The organism is Halobacteriovorax sp. RT-2-6 (assembly GCF_047085025.1).
GTDB lineage: Bacteria > Bdellovibrionota > Bacteriovoracia > Bacteriovoracales > Bacteriovoracaceae > Halobacteriovorax_A.
The window spans coordinates 194017-210761 of sequence record NZ_JBKIYH010000001.1 but is presented as its reverse complement, the minus strand read 5'-3'; the positions used below and the strand labels follow the sequence as shown (position 1 = coordinate 210761).

The 16745-nt window shown below is 36.8% G+C and carries 18 protein-coding genes; 7 read left to right on the top strand and 11 right to left on the bottom strand.

The genetic code is table 11. From position 1 onward, the window contains the following. Nucleotides 1–164: 164 nt before the first annotated feature. The 5 genes from ACMAYS_RS01000 to ACMAYS_RS00980 all read right to left on the bottom strand — a co-directional run bounded on the left by ACMAYS_RS01000 (nucleotide 165) and on the right by ACMAYS_RS00980 (nucleotide 3377). On the bottom strand, nucleotides 165–797 hold the full coding sequence (locus ACMAYS_RS01000; protein WP_412462558.1) for a YggS family pyridoxal phosphate-dependent enzyme: 633 nt from the start codon (nucleotides 795–797) through the stop codon (nucleotides 165–167). Next, complete coding sequence (locus ACMAYS_RS00995) at nucleotides 794–1117, bottom strand: hypothetical protein (protein WP_103217134.1); 324 nt, start codon at nucleotides 1115–1117, stop codon at nucleotides 794–796. The genes ACMAYS_RS01000 and ACMAYS_RS00995 overlap by 4 nt, the downstream gene beginning before the upstream one ends. 10 nt (nucleotides 1118–1127) lie before the next feature. Further along, the gene (locus ACMAYS_RS00990) at nucleotides 1128–1556 is read right to left on the bottom strand and encodes a type II toxin-antitoxin system RatA family toxin (protein ID WP_412462557.1); all 429 of its coding nucleotides are present in this window, start codon (nucleotides 1554–1556) and stop codon (nucleotides 1128–1130) included. A 32-nt stretch (nucleotides 1557–1588) separates the two neighbouring features. After that, nucleotides 1589–2542, bottom strand: coding sequence for a class II fructose-bisphosphatase (glpX, locus tag ACMAYS_RS00985; protein WP_103217132.1), 954 nt, complete (start codon nucleotides 2540–2542; stop codon nucleotides 1589–1591). A 115-nt stretch (nucleotides 2543–2657) separates the two neighbouring features. Beyond that, nucleotides 2658–3377, bottom strand: coding sequence for a PilZ domain-containing protein (locus ACMAYS_RS00980; protein WP_103217131.1), 720 nt, complete (start codon nucleotides 3375–3377; stop codon nucleotides 2658–2660). A 111-nt stretch (nucleotides 3378–3488) separates the two neighbouring features. Here ACMAYS_RS00980 and pgsA point away from each other — a divergent pair, with 111 nt between their 5' ends. The 4 genes from pgsA (at nucleotide 3489) to ACMAYS_RS00960 (ending at nucleotide 6390) form a co-directional block, all read left to right on the top strand. Continuing rightward, entirely contained in the window at nucleotides 3489–4151 is a 663-nt protein-coding gene (pgsA, locus tag ACMAYS_RS00975; RefSeq protein ID WP_103217130.1) for a CDP-diacylglycerol--glycerol-3-phosphate 3-phosphatidyltransferase, read from the top strand. A 15-nt stretch (nucleotides 4152–4166) separates the two neighbouring features. Beyond that, entirely contained in the window at nucleotides 4167–5372 is a 1206-nt protein-coding gene (serB, locus tag ACMAYS_RS00970) for a phosphoserine phosphatase SerB (RefSeq protein WP_103217129.1), read from the top strand. Between the two features lie 93 nt (nucleotides 5373–5465). Beyond that, nucleotides 5466–5810 (top strand): aspartate 1-decarboxylase, encoded by a 345-nt coding sequence (gene panD, locus ACMAYS_RS00965; RefSeq protein ID WP_021267374.1) that lies wholly within the window; start codon nucleotides 5466–5468, stop codon nucleotides 5808–5810. Between the two features lie 28 nt (nucleotides 5811–5838). After that, complete coding sequence (locus tag ACMAYS_RS00960; RefSeq protein ID WP_412462556.1) at nucleotides 5839–6390, top strand: leucine-rich repeat domain-containing protein; 552 nt, start codon at nucleotides 5839–5841, stop codon at nucleotides 6388–6390. On the opposite strand, the gene ACMAYS_RS00955 is transcribed toward ACMAYS_RS00960, so the two are convergent. Genes ACMAYS_RS00955 through ACMAYS_RS00930 form a run of 6 tightly spaced genes read right to left on the bottom strand, consistent with a single transcriptional unit; the run spans nucleotide 6387 to nucleotide 10542 of the window. Then, complete coding sequence (locus tag ACMAYS_RS00955; protein WP_103217127.1) at nucleotides 6387–6746, bottom strand: Crp/Fnr family transcriptional regulator; 360 nt, start codon at nucleotides 6744–6746, stop codon at nucleotides 6387–6389. The two genes, ACMAYS_RS00960 and ACMAYS_RS00955, sit on opposite strands and share 4 nt — an antisense overlap. A gap of 12 nt (nucleotides 6747–6758) precedes the next feature. Further along, complete coding sequence (locus ACMAYS_RS00950) at nucleotides 6759–7106, bottom strand: Crp/Fnr family transcriptional regulator (RefSeq protein ID WP_392992088.1); 348 nt, start codon at nucleotides 7104–7106, stop codon at nucleotides 6759–6761. Between the two features lie 15 nt (nucleotides 7107–7121). Beyond that, entirely contained in the window at nucleotides 7122–8078 is a 957-nt protein-coding gene (locus ACMAYS_RS00945) for a lipoate--protein ligase (RefSeq protein WP_412462555.1), read from the bottom strand. A 12-nt stretch (nucleotides 8079–8090) separates the two neighbouring features. Next, nucleotides 8091–8516: a hypothetical protein gene (locus ACMAYS_RS00940; protein ID WP_103217124.1), complete on the bottom strand. Its 426-nt coding sequence runs from the start codon at nucleotides 8514–8516 to the stop codon at nucleotides 8091–8093. A 33-nt stretch (nucleotides 8517–8549) separates the two neighbouring features. After that, the gene (locus tag ACMAYS_RS00935; protein WP_392992092.1) at nucleotides 8550–9503 is read right to left on the bottom strand and encodes an HAD-IIIA family hydrolase; all 954 of its coding nucleotides are present in this window, start codon (nucleotides 9501–9503) and stop codon (nucleotides 8550–8552) included. 1 nt (nucleotide 9504) lies between these two features. Further along, entirely contained in the window at nucleotides 9505–10542 is a 1038-nt protein-coding gene (locus ACMAYS_RS00930; protein WP_412462554.1) for a hypothetical protein, read from the bottom strand. Between the two features lie 113 nt (nucleotides 10543–10655). On the opposite strand from ACMAYS_RS00930, the gene ACMAYS_RS00925 reads away from it, so the two are divergent. The 3 genes from ACMAYS_RS00925 to pyrF are packed head-to-tail and all read left to right on the top strand — an operon-like array spanning nucleotide 10656 to nucleotide 16738. Then, complete coding sequence (locus ACMAYS_RS00925; RefSeq protein ID WP_412462553.1) at nucleotides 10656–11642, top strand: aspartate carbamoyltransferase catalytic subunit; 987 nt, start codon at nucleotides 10656–10658, stop codon at nucleotides 11640–11642. Beyond that, nucleotides 11623–16071 (top strand): carbamoyl-phosphate synthase large subunit, encoded by a 4449-nt coding sequence (gene carB / locus ACMAYS_RS00920; protein WP_412462552.1) that lies wholly within the window; start codon nucleotides 11623–11625, stop codon nucleotides 16069–16071. Before ACMAYS_RS00925 ends, carB begins: the two co-directional genes overlap by 20 nt. Continuing rightward, nucleotides 16064–16738 (top strand): orotidine-5'-phosphate decarboxylase, encoded by a 675-nt coding sequence (pyrF, locus tag ACMAYS_RS00915; protein ID WP_412462551.1) that lies wholly within the window; start codon nucleotides 16064–16066, stop codon nucleotides 16736–16738. Before carB ends, pyrF begins: the two co-directional genes overlap by 8 nt. Nucleotides 16739–16745 lie beyond the last annotated feature (7 nt).

Genomic DNA, 16745 nt, shown 5'->3' with positions numbered 1-16745 from the left:
TGACTCTCCATTTTTGATGTCGATTTATTTTAGTAGATAAAAATTTATTACAGTGCGCATAAATTAAAGTCAATAATGACAATTATAAGTCACGACTAATACACCATGCAATTACATATAGTTAGAAAGGGATTTTGAGAAATTAGATAGTAAGGATACAATAATTATGCCTTAAAAATAGCACTTCCTACACGAATACAATCACTGCCTAATGCAAGAGCATCGGCCATATCACCACTCATTCCCATTGAAAGCTTTAGCTCTTTATCGACAGCATCACGAATTTCTACTAACTTTTTAAAGCTATCACGAGGAGCAGCTCCATTAGCAGCGGCCATGGTCATAAGGCCCACGATATGAATATTGCTAAGATCTTTGGCCTCGTCGATAAAATTTCTAACAGAGTCAAGATCCCAAAGGCCGCCTTTTTGTTCTTCACCACTAGTGTTAACTTGAATATAAAACTCGCAAGGAGACTGAAGCTTTTCATTGAAAAGGCGCATATGCTTTAAGCTATCAAGAGATTGAATACATTTTAAATTTGGAACCTGACAAATTTTTGAAATTTTATTTGATTGGATATGACCAATGAAATGCCATCTAATATCATGAAAACCTAATTCATGTGCCTTTTGGGCCTTAGGCATAAGTGACTCAATACGATTCTCACCAAAGTCTCTATGTCCTAATTCGTAAACAGTTATGATATCTTCAAACTCACTATACTTGGTTACCGCCAAGAGTTTATTCTTGTCACCAACTTGAGTAAGAATTTTTTGATAATTTTCAGAAATCATTTTTCAGATTTTTTCTCTTTCTTCTTAAAACTTACAGTAACTTCATAATCCTCAAGTATTGATTCTACAATTGTTTTAGGATCAACATTCTTTAGGTAACTACGAAGTTCTTCTCGAACAGAAATGACAAAATCCTCTTTTGTCTTTTTAGCGTTTGTCATAAGTCCAGATACAATATCTTTTGGCAAAGGCAGATCATCTAGAACCTTCTTTACAGATTCTTCTGTCATAAAAGCTGCCCCAATGCCAATTGAGACAACTTTCTTTATCGTATCACCTAAAATTCCATCTGACTTATCTGTTTTCTTAGACTCGCTCATAATCGACTCACTAGTTCTTTGCGCGCTCGTAGAAGCTTTTCATCATAGAAGGCAGTGATGTTTCAGTAAGCTTATTCACGATCATCTTAGCGCCTGGGATAAATCCTTTGACTTCGATCTCTAAACTATATGTTACTTCAGTTTTACCTTCACCAAGATCTTTTAAATCCCATCCACCGTCGTTAACTTTAAATAAATCACCTTTCTTGAATGTCCAAGCAACCTTATTAGGACGGCTCATTTCCATATCAAGTTGGTAATTTAATTTTTTAATCATATCGATTGAGTATTCAACAACACCACTTGCTTCAGTCATATCATGAACTTTAATTTCATTCACACCAAGAACAAAGTCTGGGTAAGATTCAAAGTCAACAATAACGTCATATAGTTTATTAATATCAATATCAAAAACTTCAGTGCGGCTTGCCTTTGCCATAATCAACTTCCTTGTAATTATTATTTAAAAAATTAGTAGCGTGGTTTTGTATCAAATCTATGTTCAGCAACGATTCTTCTAATCGTTCCCGACTGACTTCTCATAACGATTGATTCAGTAATCGCACCCCATGACTTGAATTTTACACCATTTAAAAAACTTCCATCTGTAACACCTGTTGCACAGAACATTACATTTCCAGAAGCCAGCTCATCGATTGTGTAGATCTTATTGATATCATCAATTCCCATTGTTTTAGCACGAGCGATTTCTTCATCGTTTCTTGGCTTAAGTCTTCCTTGAAAATCTCCACCAATACAACGAAGGGCCGCTGCAGCGATTACACCTTCAGGAGCACCACCTGTCCCAAAAAGGATATCGATACCACTATCTGGTTCACTACAAGCAATTGCAGCAGAAACATCACCGTCACCAATTAATTGGATACGAGCACCAGCGTCTCTTACCTGTCTAATTAATTCTTCGTGGCGAGGGCGATCCAAAATAACAGCAGTAAGATCTTGAATACGACACTTCTTTGCCTCAGCAAGTCTTTTTAAGTTCTCGGCAGGAGTATCATCAATATTGATAAGACCTTTTCCTTCAGGACCTACAGCGATTTTTTCCATATAAGTATCAGGAGCATTTAGGAAATTACCTTTTTCAGCAATGGCCATTACTGCGATTGAGTTCCAACCACCATTTGCACATACTGTCGTTCCCTCTAAAGGATCTAGAGCAATATCAAGCTCTGGGCCATTGCCCGAACCAACCTTTTCGCCAATGTAGAGCATCGGTGCCTCATCGCGCTCACCTTCACCAATAACAACAGTTGCATTACACTCAACAGAGTCTAGCATTGTTCTCATGGCATCAACTGCTGCTTGGTCTGCGGCCTTTTCATCACCACGTCCCATTAGCCTAGCTGAGCTAATAGCGGCCATTTCAGTAACTCTTACAAATTCTAAAGCGAGGTTTCTATTCATTATCAATCCTTTTAATTCAAAACATTTAGCATTATTTTAAGGAGATAAACCTCAATTGAAAAGCTTCGTTTTGAAATAAATGAATTAAACTAACGATTAAGCGCTTAAGGTTATATTAACCAATAACTTTTCGCGTTAGAAACTCAAGATCACCTTCGGAAATAAGACTCTTTGGAACGTGGGCAACAAGTTCACGTGCAAAGTCTAAACGATCCTGATCGACTGGAGTATCAATAAGGAATTCAAATTCTTCTTCGTGCGTTAATGGCTTGTCAGAGCTTCTAACATTAAGAACTTTTCCAGTCTGAATCCCTTCGCCATCAGTCCACTCTAGAATAGAGTCCATCATAAGGATTTGAATTTTTGAAATTTCACCATCTCTGTGGTGCCATATGAAAATCTCAAATGGCCCATCACAACGAAGCCAAGTCTTAAGTCCCACAGGAAGCTCAAGCTGCTCATCATATTCGTGAATTGGTCTAAGATTTTTTGAAACATTAGCAACTGATAGAAAGTTTAAAAGCGTCTTGTCAAAGATATCATCTTTAATGAACTCAATTCCAAGATTGTCTTTTTCAACTCTTCTTACAATACATTTTACTTTTACTTTTTGGTCATACCAGTGAATCTCTCCAGAGAACTTATCTTCCATCTGCGCGCCTAAATCACCATCACTAAGTGTTAGACTCATTCCACCATATGAAATATCTCGAACTTGATAATTTTTCGAATTATCTTCTCTTTTAAAAACTAAGTAACTAAAAGGAAAACGTGGAAACACACGCTTTTCAATAGATTGGTGACCTGTTTTAATAAGATTGAGATGCTTTTTCATAGCTCGAGTTATCCTTTTATTCGATTTAAGTAATTTATGTTAATTATTATAGACGTTTATGGGCCGAAGGTTTAAAGTTTAATAAATAGGAAAAATCTTCATTGAGTAAATATGTCGGAAAATAAAATGCAAAACTCACATAATACTGTCTCACAAAAGGAAATTCTCAGTGAATGGGAAATCGATAATCTCCCCAATCGCCTTACAATTTTCCGAGTTGCACTCATCCCCGTTATTTGCCTGACCCTTTACCTCTGTTTATTCGAAGAAAATATTTTTAAGGCCACAGTTAAAACACTTGGCTATATTGCTGCATGGACATTTGTCCTCGCATCATTCACAGACTTTCTAGATGGCTATATAGCTCGCAAAAGAAATATCGTTACTGTATTTGGCTCATTTCTTGATCCAATTGCAGATAAGTTCCTTGTTGTCTCATCTCTTATTCTTTTACAGGCCCTCGATCGCGTCAACGTGATTGTTGTCATTGTTTTAGTTGTGCGTGAAATGTATATGACAGCGCTTCGTCTACTTGCGATGGAAAAAGGCTTAAAAGTAAGTGTTAACCAACTTGGAAAATGGAAGACAACATTTCAAATGATGGCCATTCCAATGCTTATGGCCTGGGATAAACCATTTGGTTTCTCATTCCCATTAGTAGGGACAATACTTATTTACCTTTCGTTCGTTTTTTCTGTTTTCTCGGCCCTAGTTTATACCTTTGGCTTATTTAAGAAGATTTCAGAAGTAAGAAAAGAGCGAAAGCAAAAATAAATAGAAGGATCAGCCATGCCAAATAGCTTAGAAAACGGAATAAAAGAAATCATTATCACCGTATCAGGACAAGACCGTCCAGGTATTACAGCTGGCCTCATGAAAGTTATCAGTGAGAACAATACTGATATAACTGATATCAACCAAGCAATTACACATAACTTATTGTCGCTATCTTTTGTTATTAAGATGAGTGAGAAGAAAGGTGAAAATCAAAATGTTCTTAAAGAACTACTTTTCACGGCCCATGAAATGGGACTTAAACTTGAGTATTCGATTGTAAGTGCAGAGACAACTTATAAAACTCCTTATAATAGCTTTATCTTAAATTGTGTTGCGCCAAAGAAGATCTCTGCAAATTTTATCGCTGATGTTGCCCAATGCTTAGCACATAACGATATTAACATTTACCGAATTGATAATGTATCAAAAGAAGGCTTTAACTCTCTTGAGGTTCTAACTGACGTACCTGAGAAAGTTGGCTTAAATAAGGTAAAGTCCGATCTACTAAATATAAGCAATCGTCATCATACAGATATTGCTTTCATCCGTGATGACGTCTTTAGACGCTCAAAAAGACTTATCGTCTTTGATATGGACTCAACACTAATTCAGGCCGAGGTCATTGATGAGCTTGCAAAGGTGCACGGAATAGGGGCCAAGGTTTCAGAAATCACAGAAAGAGCAATGAATGGAGAGATTGATTTTAATCAATCTCTCATTGAACGCGTCTCACATTTAAAAGGCTTAAGCGAGAAGACACTACAAGATATTTCTTTAAATCTGCCTCTTACAGATGGTGTTGAAGACTTTATTCGCACAGTAAAGAAATATGGATACAAAGTTGCTGTCATCTCTGGTGGTTTCACTTACTTTGCTAATTACCTAAAAGAGAAATTAGACCTCGATTATGCGTTTGCTAATGAACTTGAAATTGAGGGTGGCGAGCTCACTGGGCGTGTAAAAGGAACAATTATTAACGCTGACCAGAAGGCCGTTCTTGTTAACCTTATTGCTCAACAAGAAAATATTTCACTTGAACAAGTTGTTGCTATTGGGGACGGCGCAAATGATCTTCCAATGCTAGCGCAGGCCGGCCTAGGAATCGCCTTCCATGCAAAAGACATCGTGCGTAAAAATGCTCAAAATCACATGAGTCACGGACCAATGACATCTATCTTGTACTTCCTAGGTATTCCAGGGCCAGATTCAAAACAATAAGTATTGTGATTGTTAGAAATTTTATAGGTGAACTAGTTAACAAAACCTTAATTTTTCATTGGCGGGCCAAGACTAATTTGATAAAAAGCTCTTATGCGTGAAATGTTACAATCAAAAATTCACAAGGCCGTGGTTACACAGGCCGACTTAAATTACATCGGTTCAATTACGATTGATGAAGAGTTACTTGAGCTTGTCGATTTATGGCCAGGACAAAAAGTTCTTATCGTCTCTAATACGAATGGAGCGCGCTTAGAAACTTATGTTATCAAAGGCGAACGTGGTTCAGGAGAGATTTGTCTAAATGGTGCTGCCGCTCATCTTATAAATGTGGGCCACGAAGTTATCATTATTGGTTTTCAAATGACTGACCAAAAAGATATTAGACCAAAACAGATCTTAGTCGATAAGAATAATAAATTTATTCAATACCTCTAATTTTTTTAGCTATGCTACAATAGTAGTTATGTTACTAAAGCTAAGTAAGAAGCATGACCTCTTTGAGGCCAGCAAAAATATTGATAATTACTTATCCGTAGAAAATCTCGAATTCTCACTTAAGCACTCGTGTCACATCATAATCGACTGTGCAAAACTATCGTCTTTAAGAAAGCTATATATCTACGCCCAAGCTCAGTGCAAACTTACACTGAGTAATGCTCAAGAGCTTGAGATCTTAAAGCTAAAGGGTGTATGCAACTTACAAGAGCTAGCAGGAAGTCATCTTAAAAACTTAAAAATACTCCAATTAGCAAATTGCAATCTTACAATACTTCCTAATTGGTGCGTGGAACAAAGCAAGCTTGAAAGCCTTGAGCTACAAAACAATCAACTTACAACTCTTCCTAATGAGTTTGAGTGGCTCAAAGAACTTAGACGCTTAAATATCGATAACAACAAATTTGAGCAAGTGCCACGAGTCCTTGCAACAATAGAGAAGCTACACCACCTTTCATGTGACAATAATGAAATCACTGATGAAAATCTTTATGATTTTAGAAGACTCAAAAATAGCTAAACTTCTGGCCTAATACGACTTGATGCTTTTCGGATTCGATCAATTAAAGTTTCTAATAAATTTCTAAACCACTTAGGTTGCTTACTTAAATAAGCTTCAAATTTAACTGAAGGGATGACTATTAGCCTTGAGTTTGTCAGTGCCTTGATCGTGGCACAACGTGGCCCTCGATCAAAGAAACTCATCTCACCAACTAACTCTCCAGGAAAGATCGTTCCAATCTTAACCTCTTGGTCATTTCTAACTTTATAGACCCCAAGAGTTCCCTCTTCAAGGATATAGATTTCTGTACTCTCATCACCTTCACGAATAAGATATTGATTAGCATTAATGAATAAATTAGTTGGGCTACTCATATCACTATCCTTTTAAACTTTTATCTTTTCATTAGTTGAACGAAGGCGATCGGCCAAGGTCTTCATCATACTCTGTAACCATTTAGGTCTCGACTCGATAAACTCATTGAATTTTTGCGCATCAAAAATCTCAAGCTCACAATCAGTAATGGCCTTAACAGTGGCACAACGAGTTCTCTTATCAAGAAAACTTACTTCACCGACAAATTCACCACTATAAATCGTTCCTATCTGTTTCTGTTCACCTTCAACATCTTTATAGACGGCCAGCGTGCCCTCTTTTAAGAGGTACATACAACTACTTTCCTCGCCTTCATTGATGATGGCCTCACCTGGAATAATATGAATAGTCTCTCTCATTTCTTCTCCGATAAGCTAAACAAAGAGAATACGGTGACATTCCTTAATAAATTCGCTTTGCTGCTGAGTAAGTTTAAAATCTTGTCTTGATAAATAATAATCCTTGTCGACAATTAGATCAATTAAAGAAGGATTTTCTGGATTACAAGCAATAACTTTAGCGTACTTAGCTGTTACCAAGTAGTCTGCGACCTTGAATGAAAACTTAGGAGTTGCACCGTAAACCCAGTCCCAACTCATATTTGACTGAATCTTTTCCATCAGGGAATCGATCATACAAATATCTTGTTCAGCTAATTCAAAGGCCTCGCTCTGGGTATTATAATTGAACTCAAAAGACTTCTTAATGGCAGAAACAATAACTGACTCATTAATATCAGCGTTTACTTGCTTCAGATTTATCACCTGTGAAGGAACAGACTTAACTCCCATGGCCGTTTCGGCCGTAAGTTTCGAGCGCAGAAGATCATTTAACTGATTAAGGTTAGCATCAATTAAAAGCGTTCCATGATGAAGGGCACTATGTTTTGTTTCTTTAAAGGCACAACCTGATATTTTATAATCCACTTCATTATGTATAAGCCTAAGATCATGACGATGATTTTCAAAAGCATCAATGCCCAAGGACTTAAGTCCTGATACAATAATGGAAGCGTTCTTAGATTTATCGTAAGCAGACTTAGGGCAAATGAAGGAGTAGTTTAAATTACCTAGGTCATGATAAACACAGCCCCCACCACTTTGTCTTCTAACAAGATTAATCCCAAGCTCTCTTATTTTTTTTACCTGACACTCAATCCATGGATTTTGAAATTTCCCCATCACAATACTTGGAGCACTCTTCCAAAGAATGAGAATTTGCTCATGACTATTATCAAGCTGATGTTTACGAAACAAATAATCTTCAAATGCTAAATTGACATAGGGATTAGTTGAATGGATATAGTAGAATTTAATTGGAGTAGAGGCCATGTGATGAGCTTATTATTCCTCACTTAAGCGTTCAATGACACTTGCATCCAGGCCACTTACATCAAATTCCTTAAGCGCACGAGTTGACTTACGACATAAGTTTAGCTTTTCAAGTAATCCTTCACTCTGATCAGGAAAAGACTCATCCTGTAATTGAATCTCTTCGATTGTTTGCTCAAAAGGTGCACAACCATTTTTTAAGATAACGAAAGAAAGATACTTAGATATAGGAAGCTCTTCAAGATTAGTGCGAGAACTAATAACAGAGATATACTCTTTACTTTTTTCTTTAAGAGAGTCTAACTGACGTGATAACTCGAGCTCAGTATTCATTAGAGGTCGAGCAAAAGTTGCAGAAGTTATAAATGTTAAAAATAGGGCAAAGAGAGTACTTAAATTATTAAATCTAGCTAGGCCCATAGAGTCTATTATTTTCATATGTAATTCCTTTTACATAGCTGCTATTTTGACTCAATTTGTCTTATTTGGCAACGTCTTGGCAAATTTTAATACTTCCGCAAAATTATTTGCCAAATATTTCACACCTTCTAAAGGATAGCGATTCTTTAGATGAATCGTTTCGAGAAGAGGAAAGTTGAGTTGATCACTTTGTTTATCCCCTACCATATATGATTTTTTCAAATCAACAGCAAAGTCAAAACAAGCTTCTAGCAGCATCCCAGGGTGAGGTTTTCTTAAAAGAGAATGGTACTTATACTGACCAACACCCTTTAGAAACTCAAATGGAGCAATATAGAAAGCATCAATTAAATGATGAAGTGATTCATTTAATGCACTATTAAATTTTTCAACATCAGTATACTCAAACATACCTTTTGATACACCTGACTGATTTGTCAGAACAATCTTAAGCCTAGTCTTATTGTAATCATCTAGTAGAAACTCGTAGGCCCCTGAGACTAATTCGAGTTCTTCAATTTTATGAACATAAGAATGGTCGATATTTAATACTCCATCACGATCTAGAAAGAGCGCCTCTTTATAATCGCTATCTTTAAAGTAGCGCTTTAGAACAGGCATAATTTCTTTTGAAAAATTTGGCATTCCCACTGGATCAATTTGATCGATATAAAAAACACCACTAGCACTATAATAATCAGCACAAACAGAGATATCTCTCACATCTGGAAAGAATTTTTCACAGGCCTCAAGCTCATCTCTATCGAGATTTAACTTAGAAAGGTAGTAGTATTCGCAATTACCTTTTTTTGGCATTTCAAAAAGATTAAAAAGATCAGGTTTCACACTACTCTTTGTCGTAATTAAGAGTACTGTTTTATTATCATTCAAGTATGCTCGTAATTGGGAGTCGCCAGAGAATTCATGAATTTCAAATTTTCCAGAGTCACCAAAGCATTCTTTAATTTCTTGAAAGTCTCTCTGACATAATACAATATCAAACATATTAATCCTTTTTGTAATCAAATTTCATCGAGCAATTAATCTTGTACGATGGCGCTGTAAACTTATTCATAGGTTTTACACGAATCTGTAGTTTATCGTTTTCAATCTCAATATTGAATGAAGAGATCTCCGGATTAAGTTCACAGATAGAGATTTTAGCGGCCTGAGCATAATTGACAACGTGGCAAAAATCTAATTTATAACTATTGTGTTTATAAAAACATATCCCTTGGACAACATCTTTATTGCCTAGGCCCATAAGTGGCAATAGCGACGAAATAAATTTATCTTTATCCTTTTCCAGTAATCCTGAAAATATATCGTGATAATGTTTGATTAAGCTTCGATACAGTTCAAATAGATCCTCGCGGTCCTCTCCCTCAAGCTCCCCAGGAAGTTGGGTCATCTCCCATTGCGAGTCAAAACGTCCACTGTACTCAAGATCATAGCGTTCATAGAGCTTTCTATTAAAGCGAGAAAATTCCTGATCGATATATTCATTCAATGTATGTTGAGTAAAATCAATATCTGAGTAAGACTTGAAATACTTTTGGAAAATACTTTTAGCTCCGGCCGATTTAGTTGTGATATTGGCCCCACTCTTAACTAACTTTAAGCTAATAGGAATAATTCGCACTTCATCATCAATTTTCACTTGAGCAACAATATCTGCTTCATGGAGTTGTGACTTTATCAGATGATCACTTAACTTTCCAACAACTGTAATATTGGTAATATCACCTTTTATATTTACATTTATTGCCCTGGCCATCTCTCTAGCAAGTTTTGGAAGTTCATCCAAAAGAGTACGCGCATGAAGCCTTAACCAACTTTCATATTCGCGCATCATTCTCATGAGCTCTTGATCAATATTTTTTAGAAAATTTGCTTCTATTTTATTTAAAACGGAAATTTCCTTGGCAACGAGAAACTCAAAAAGGTTACCTTTGATCTCGTTTTTCAAAGCTTCAAGTTGTGTACGGTTATGAATTTCTTTGAAATTATTAATGAATTGGTTATTGCCAGAGCTCGTAGACACTTAATTTCCTTAACTCGTTAAGCTGCAAAAAAATATGTTTTTTTTTGTGGCCAAGTGAGTATCTCTTTATTATTCTTTCTTCAATAAATGTATCTCAACACTACTGGAATGTCATGATTGGATTTCCATCTATTCTGGAAGGAATAGAAGATTTAAACCGCGAGCAAGTTGAGCAACTCCTCCACCGCGCCCAGGAACTTAAATTAGGTTCCCCGGCAAGACTTCCCCTTAAAAGAAAAATTTCAGTCGCAACATCTTTTCTTGAGAATTCAACACGAACAAAATTATCATTTGAAATGGCCATCAAGAAACTTGAAGGTATTCATATTAATTTCGACGCTGAAAAATCTTCTCTCAAAAAAGGCGAATCTCTCGAACAAACTCTATTAACTCTCTTCTATCAAGGTATTGATATTTGTATTGTTCGTACAACAGAGACAAAGTTACTGGAGCAATTTAAGGATTACCCGCCAATTAAGATAATTAATGGTGGAGATGGAATAAATCAGCACCCAACCCAGGCCCTTCTCGACTTATTCACGCTAAAAGAATATTTCAAAGGCGAGCTTGCTGGTAAGAAAATTTGTATTGTTGGCGACTGCACTCATTCAAGAGTAACTCATTCACTTATGGATTTACTTCCACTATTTGGCATCGAGATCACACTGTGTGGACCAAAAGAGTTTATGCCTGCCCAACTGCCAGATAATAAACTAATTAAAATAAGTGATGATCTTAATGAAACGCTAAAGAATAGTGATGCGATTTATCTTCTTAGAATTCAAAATGAGCGACATGAGAAGAGCTTTGATATGTCGACATATAATCTTCAATGGGGAATCAATGTGGAGCGTCTTTTAAGTATTGGAAAGACCGCACCAATTTTTCACCCAGGCCCTGCAAATATCGGAATTGAAGTTGACAGTGAAATCGTTAACTCAGACCTCTGGATGGCCCATAAGCAAGTTGAAAACTCTATCTATATTCGAATGGCAATTATTGAGGCCATGATAACTAATGGCGACACTAAAATTGGTGCTCGTTATAATCATATCTCAGCACTAAAAGGACTAACGGAAAATGACGAAAGCAAAGTTTGATAGGCACGCACTCCTATCTCAATCCCAAGAATTACTCTTTCAAAAATCTCTTAAAACGACTCCTATTTTCCTTCATTTTCCTGACCAAACAATTTTTAAAGCCTATATTAATCTCGACAAAAATGACACTCGTCTAAAAGATGGCATCTTTGGAGAGGCCGCATTTACAACAGGAATGAGTGGGTATCAAGAAACAGCAACTGATCCATCTTTTCTAGGTCAACATATTATTTATACAACTGCTCACGTAGGAAATTATGAATTCAATGAAGAAGTCTCTCAAGGCCTAAACTCCACAAAACCTTATGCCACAAGCCTAATTGCAAGAAACTTCTCTTATAATAAATTTTTAGAAAATTGTGACTTACCACTTATAAGTGATGTCGATACAAGGGCGCTAACAAAATATCTTTCATGTAAATCAAAAGATCATCGCTGCCTAATAACGACAACAGAGCAAGCGCCAAATTTTTCAGATTACAACCTAGAGTGCAATGAGCTTTCAAAAGTTTCATCTAAAGTGAAGAAAGTTATTAGAGATGGAGATAATCCAATTGTCGTTATCGACTACGGAATTAAAAAGGCCATCGTAAATTATATAAAAGATTTAGGTTACCCTCTTGTGGTTGTACCACATAATACGCCAGCACATGAAGTTGAGGAATATAGACCAAGGATGGTCTTCTTATCTAATGGCCCAGGAGACCCTAAGCTTTATAAAGAAGAAATCAATACTGTAAGAGATTTACTTAAAACAGATATTCCAATTCGTGGAATTTGCCTAGGCCACCAACTAATAGGTCTGGCATGTGAGATGGAAACAATCAAGCTTCCTTTCGGACAAAGAGGCGCTAATCACCCTGTCTATTCTCATTATAACCAAGAACTTCTTATCACAAGTCAAAATCATGGTTATGCAATTGAAAAAGAATCTTTTGAGAGCAAGAGATTAGAAAATCAATTTGGGCTTAAGTTATTTTGTGAGTACACTTCACTATTTGATCGCTCTCTTGAAGGACTCAGAAGTTATGACTCAAGAGTTAGAAGTGTACAATTTCACCCAGAATCAAACCCTGGCCCAAAAGATGCATCCATATTCTTTAGTGAGATCAAGGATTATCTCCAAAATGGAGCACAGGAAATTACTCCTGAAGAAATCAAGGATATTCCTGAGTATCACGAAGGAGAACTCAACTCTCCATATAAGAAGATCCTATTAATTGGTTCAGGCCCTATTAAAATTGGACAAGCTTCAGAGTTTGACTACAGTGGGACACAGGCCCTTAAGTCATTAAGAGAGCTAGGTTTTGAAGTAGTACTTCTTAATTCAAATCCTGCAACAATCATGACAGATAAGGATATGAGTCATCGTACTTATATCGAGCCAATTACCAAAGAGACGATAAAAAAAATCATTCTAAAAGAAAAGGTTGACGCTGTTCTTTCCACAATGGGAGGCCAAACAGCACTAAATATGTGTATTGATCTAGAGAAGGAAAACTTCCTAAAAGATCACGCAGTTGCGCTCCTAGGGGCCAATATTGATACTATTGAGAAAACTGAAGATCGTGAGCTCTTTGCAAAAGAGCTGGATAAGCTTGGCTACAAATCTGGAAAGAGATTTAGTGCAAAAAGTTTTGATCACGCACTAGAGTTAGCTGATGACCAAGTGAAGTTTCCACTGATTATAAGAAGAGACTTTGCCCTTGGAGGTAAAGGAGCGGCACTTGTTCACAATTTAGAAGAACTGGCACAAACTCTTTCTTCAAGTGATATTAAATTCCCAATCACTATGGAGAAGTCATTACTGGGCTGGAAAGAGCTTGAGCTCGAAGTTATGGTTGATAAGAACCGCTGTGGTGTTGTCATTTGCTCAATTGAGAATATCGACCCTTGTGGAATTCACACAGGAGACTCAATTACTGTTGCACCCGCACAAACGATTTCAGATCACTGCTATCAGCAATTAAGAACAATGTCGCTAAACATTGCCAAGCATATGAATGTTGTTGCAGGTGGCGCCAACGTACAATTTGCAGTTAATCCAAAAGATGAAAATGATATCGTTGTTATCGAAATGAATCCTCGCGTTTCACGCTCATCGGCACTTGCCTCAAAGGCAACAGGATATCCAATTGCAAAAATTTCGGCCGGACTTGCTGTAGGTTTAACACTATTTGAAATTCTTAACGATATTACACGTATCTCACCTGTTGCATTCGAGCCTACGCTAGACTATGTGGCGATTAAGATTCCAATCTTCCCATTTAATAAGTTCCCTTCAAGCTCTCAAATCCTCGGTCCCCAAATGAGATCAGTTGGAGAAGTTTTAGCTCTTGGAGGAAGTTTCAATGAAGCTTTTATGAAAGCTTTAAGAGCAACAGAGCAAGGACTTGAGATTCCAAGTCTTGAGCAGCTTAAGACGACACCATATCCGATAACACAAGACTACTTACTAGAGCGATTAAAGAATCAAAGAGAATTATCACTACTTACTGTTTTAGAAGCACTAAGATTTGGGATATCGCCACAAAAGATTCATGAAGTAAGTGCGATTACTCCTTGGTTTATCGATCAAATGGTATGCTTCTTAGATAAGGAATTGCAGCTAAAAGAAGATTCACAAATAATCAACAACCAAGACGAACTCTATGAATTAAAAAAATTCGGTTTCTCAGATAAGTACCTGGCCCTTCTTTCTGGAAAAAGCCAGGAGCAAATTCTCGACAAAAGAATTGAAGCTGGAATAAGGCCAGTCTTTAAGGCCGTTGATACATGTTCGGGGGAATTTAATGCCCTAACACCATACTTCTACTCGACTTATACACAATTTAATGATGTTCAAAGAATTAGCGAAGAGAGTTGTGCAATCTTTGGCTCAGGGCCAAACCGAATCGGACAAGGTATTGAGTTTGATTACTCATGTGTAAAAAGTGCTAAAGAGCTTAAAGAGCAAGGTATTAAATCAATTCTTCTTAACTCTAATCCTGAAACAGTTTCAACTGATTATGATAGCTCAGACAGACTCTACCTGAGCCCACTATTTTCAGAAGATCTTTATGAGATTCTAACTTTTGAAAACCCTACTCATGTTATTACATCATTTAGTGGGCAGACAGGAATAAACATACGTGCTCATCTTGAGGCACCTTTTAGAACAAAACACCAAGAATTTAATTTTCTAGGCCCAAGTCTTGAACTTCTCGATACAGTTGAGGACCGTAAGCGCTTTGATCTTCTAACCAAAGAGATCGATCTTGCACATACAACATCAAGAGAAGTTAGAGGTTATAAAAACCTTATCAGTACAATTACAGAAATCGGTTATCCAGTTATTATAAGGCCTAGTTATGTAATTGGTGGTGAAAGTATGTTTATCTTTGAAGGGCCACAGGACATTGAAAACCTTCCAGAAGAAATTCTAAAATCCCTTCACGAAAACACTATCACTTTCCAAGTTGAAAATTATATTTCGAATGCTCTTGAGTATGATGTCGATCTTATTCGAGACAAAAATGGAAATACTGTTTTTACTATTTGTGAGCATATTGAATATGCAGGTGTTCACTCAGGGGATTCAGGAATGATCTCTCCTCCTGTAAAGGCCAGAGATGAAATAGTGGATAAAATGAGAAAACTTGCCACTGATATGGCCAATACAATGGAGATAACGGGACCAATTAATTTCCAATTTGCTCTTAAAAATGACGAGATTTACTGTATCGAGGCCAACCCAAGAGGTTCAAGAACAATCCCATTTCTATCAAAGGCCTATGATGTAAACCTTGCGGCCATCGCAACGAGAGCACTTCTAGGCAAAGAGATTAAAAACCATCACAATTTCAAAAGTGATTATAAGATTATTAAACAATCGACTTTTCCATTTGACCGTTTCGTACAAGACTCAATTATTCTTGGTCCAAAAATGAGATCAACTGGTGAAACTTTAGGGATTGATAAGAATGGGGATATCGCCATGATTAAGTCTTATCTTGGAAATTACCCAGATCTTCTAACTAAGAAGTCTGTTCTCCTATCTCTTGCGAGAAAAGATGATGAGCAATTGATTCAAAATATAAAAGAGCTAAATTCTCTAGGTTTTAAATTCTTTGCCACAAAGGGAACTTACTCATTCTTAAGTGATGAATGTGGAATCAAGGCAACACTAGTAGATAAACTTTCAGATGATGGGAGTAATATTGGAATGCTAGAGGCCATTAAGAATGAAGATCTTGCGATGGTTTTAAATACGCCTCTAAATCAAGGACGCTCAAAATCAGATGGTGAATTCATTAGAAACACGGCCATTCAATATGCAATCCCTTGTTTTACGAGAATTGAAAATATCAATGCTGTCTGTAAGGCCATTATTTCGGCCAACAAAGCTCAGGCAACACCGGTTAGCCTTCAGGAGATGACGAATGAATAAAACCTTTGTTGCCCTTGATGGAATGAATAGACAAGAGGTCTTAGATCTCTTGTCTAAGTATCCACAAATAAAAAATGTCAAAATTGGCCTTGAGTTATTTCTCCGCTACGGACGAGAGCTAGTTAAGGAAATAAAGGAAAAATTTAAAGTACAAATATTTCTTGATCTAAAGCTACATGACATTCCAACAACTGTTGCTAAAGCATGCAATGCTCTTGAGGGATTAGATATTCGCTTTCTCACTGTTCATGCAACGGGAGGCGCCGCTATGCTAAGTCTTGCTCAAGAAAGTATTTCAAAAGTAATTCCAGGTTGTGAGATTTTGGCGGTAACAATCCTAACCTCTCACGATCAAGATGATATTCAAAATATCTGGGGAAGATGTCACAAAGATGCGCTTATAAACTTACTCCAGGAAGTTAAGGCCTCAAGTGTTAGAGGGATTGTATGCTCAGGTCTTGATCTTGAGATTGTTAATTACTTTGAAAATGAAAGTAATCTCAACTTTTCTAAAGTATGTCCGGGAATTAGACTTGATGGAGACCATGACGATCAGGTTAGAGTCATGACACCAGAGGCGGCCATAAAGGCGGGTGCTAACTATCTTGTGGTTGGCAGACCGATTACAAAGAATCCAGAGGTTTTACGAGAAAACCTCTTTCCTTGAAAATTTT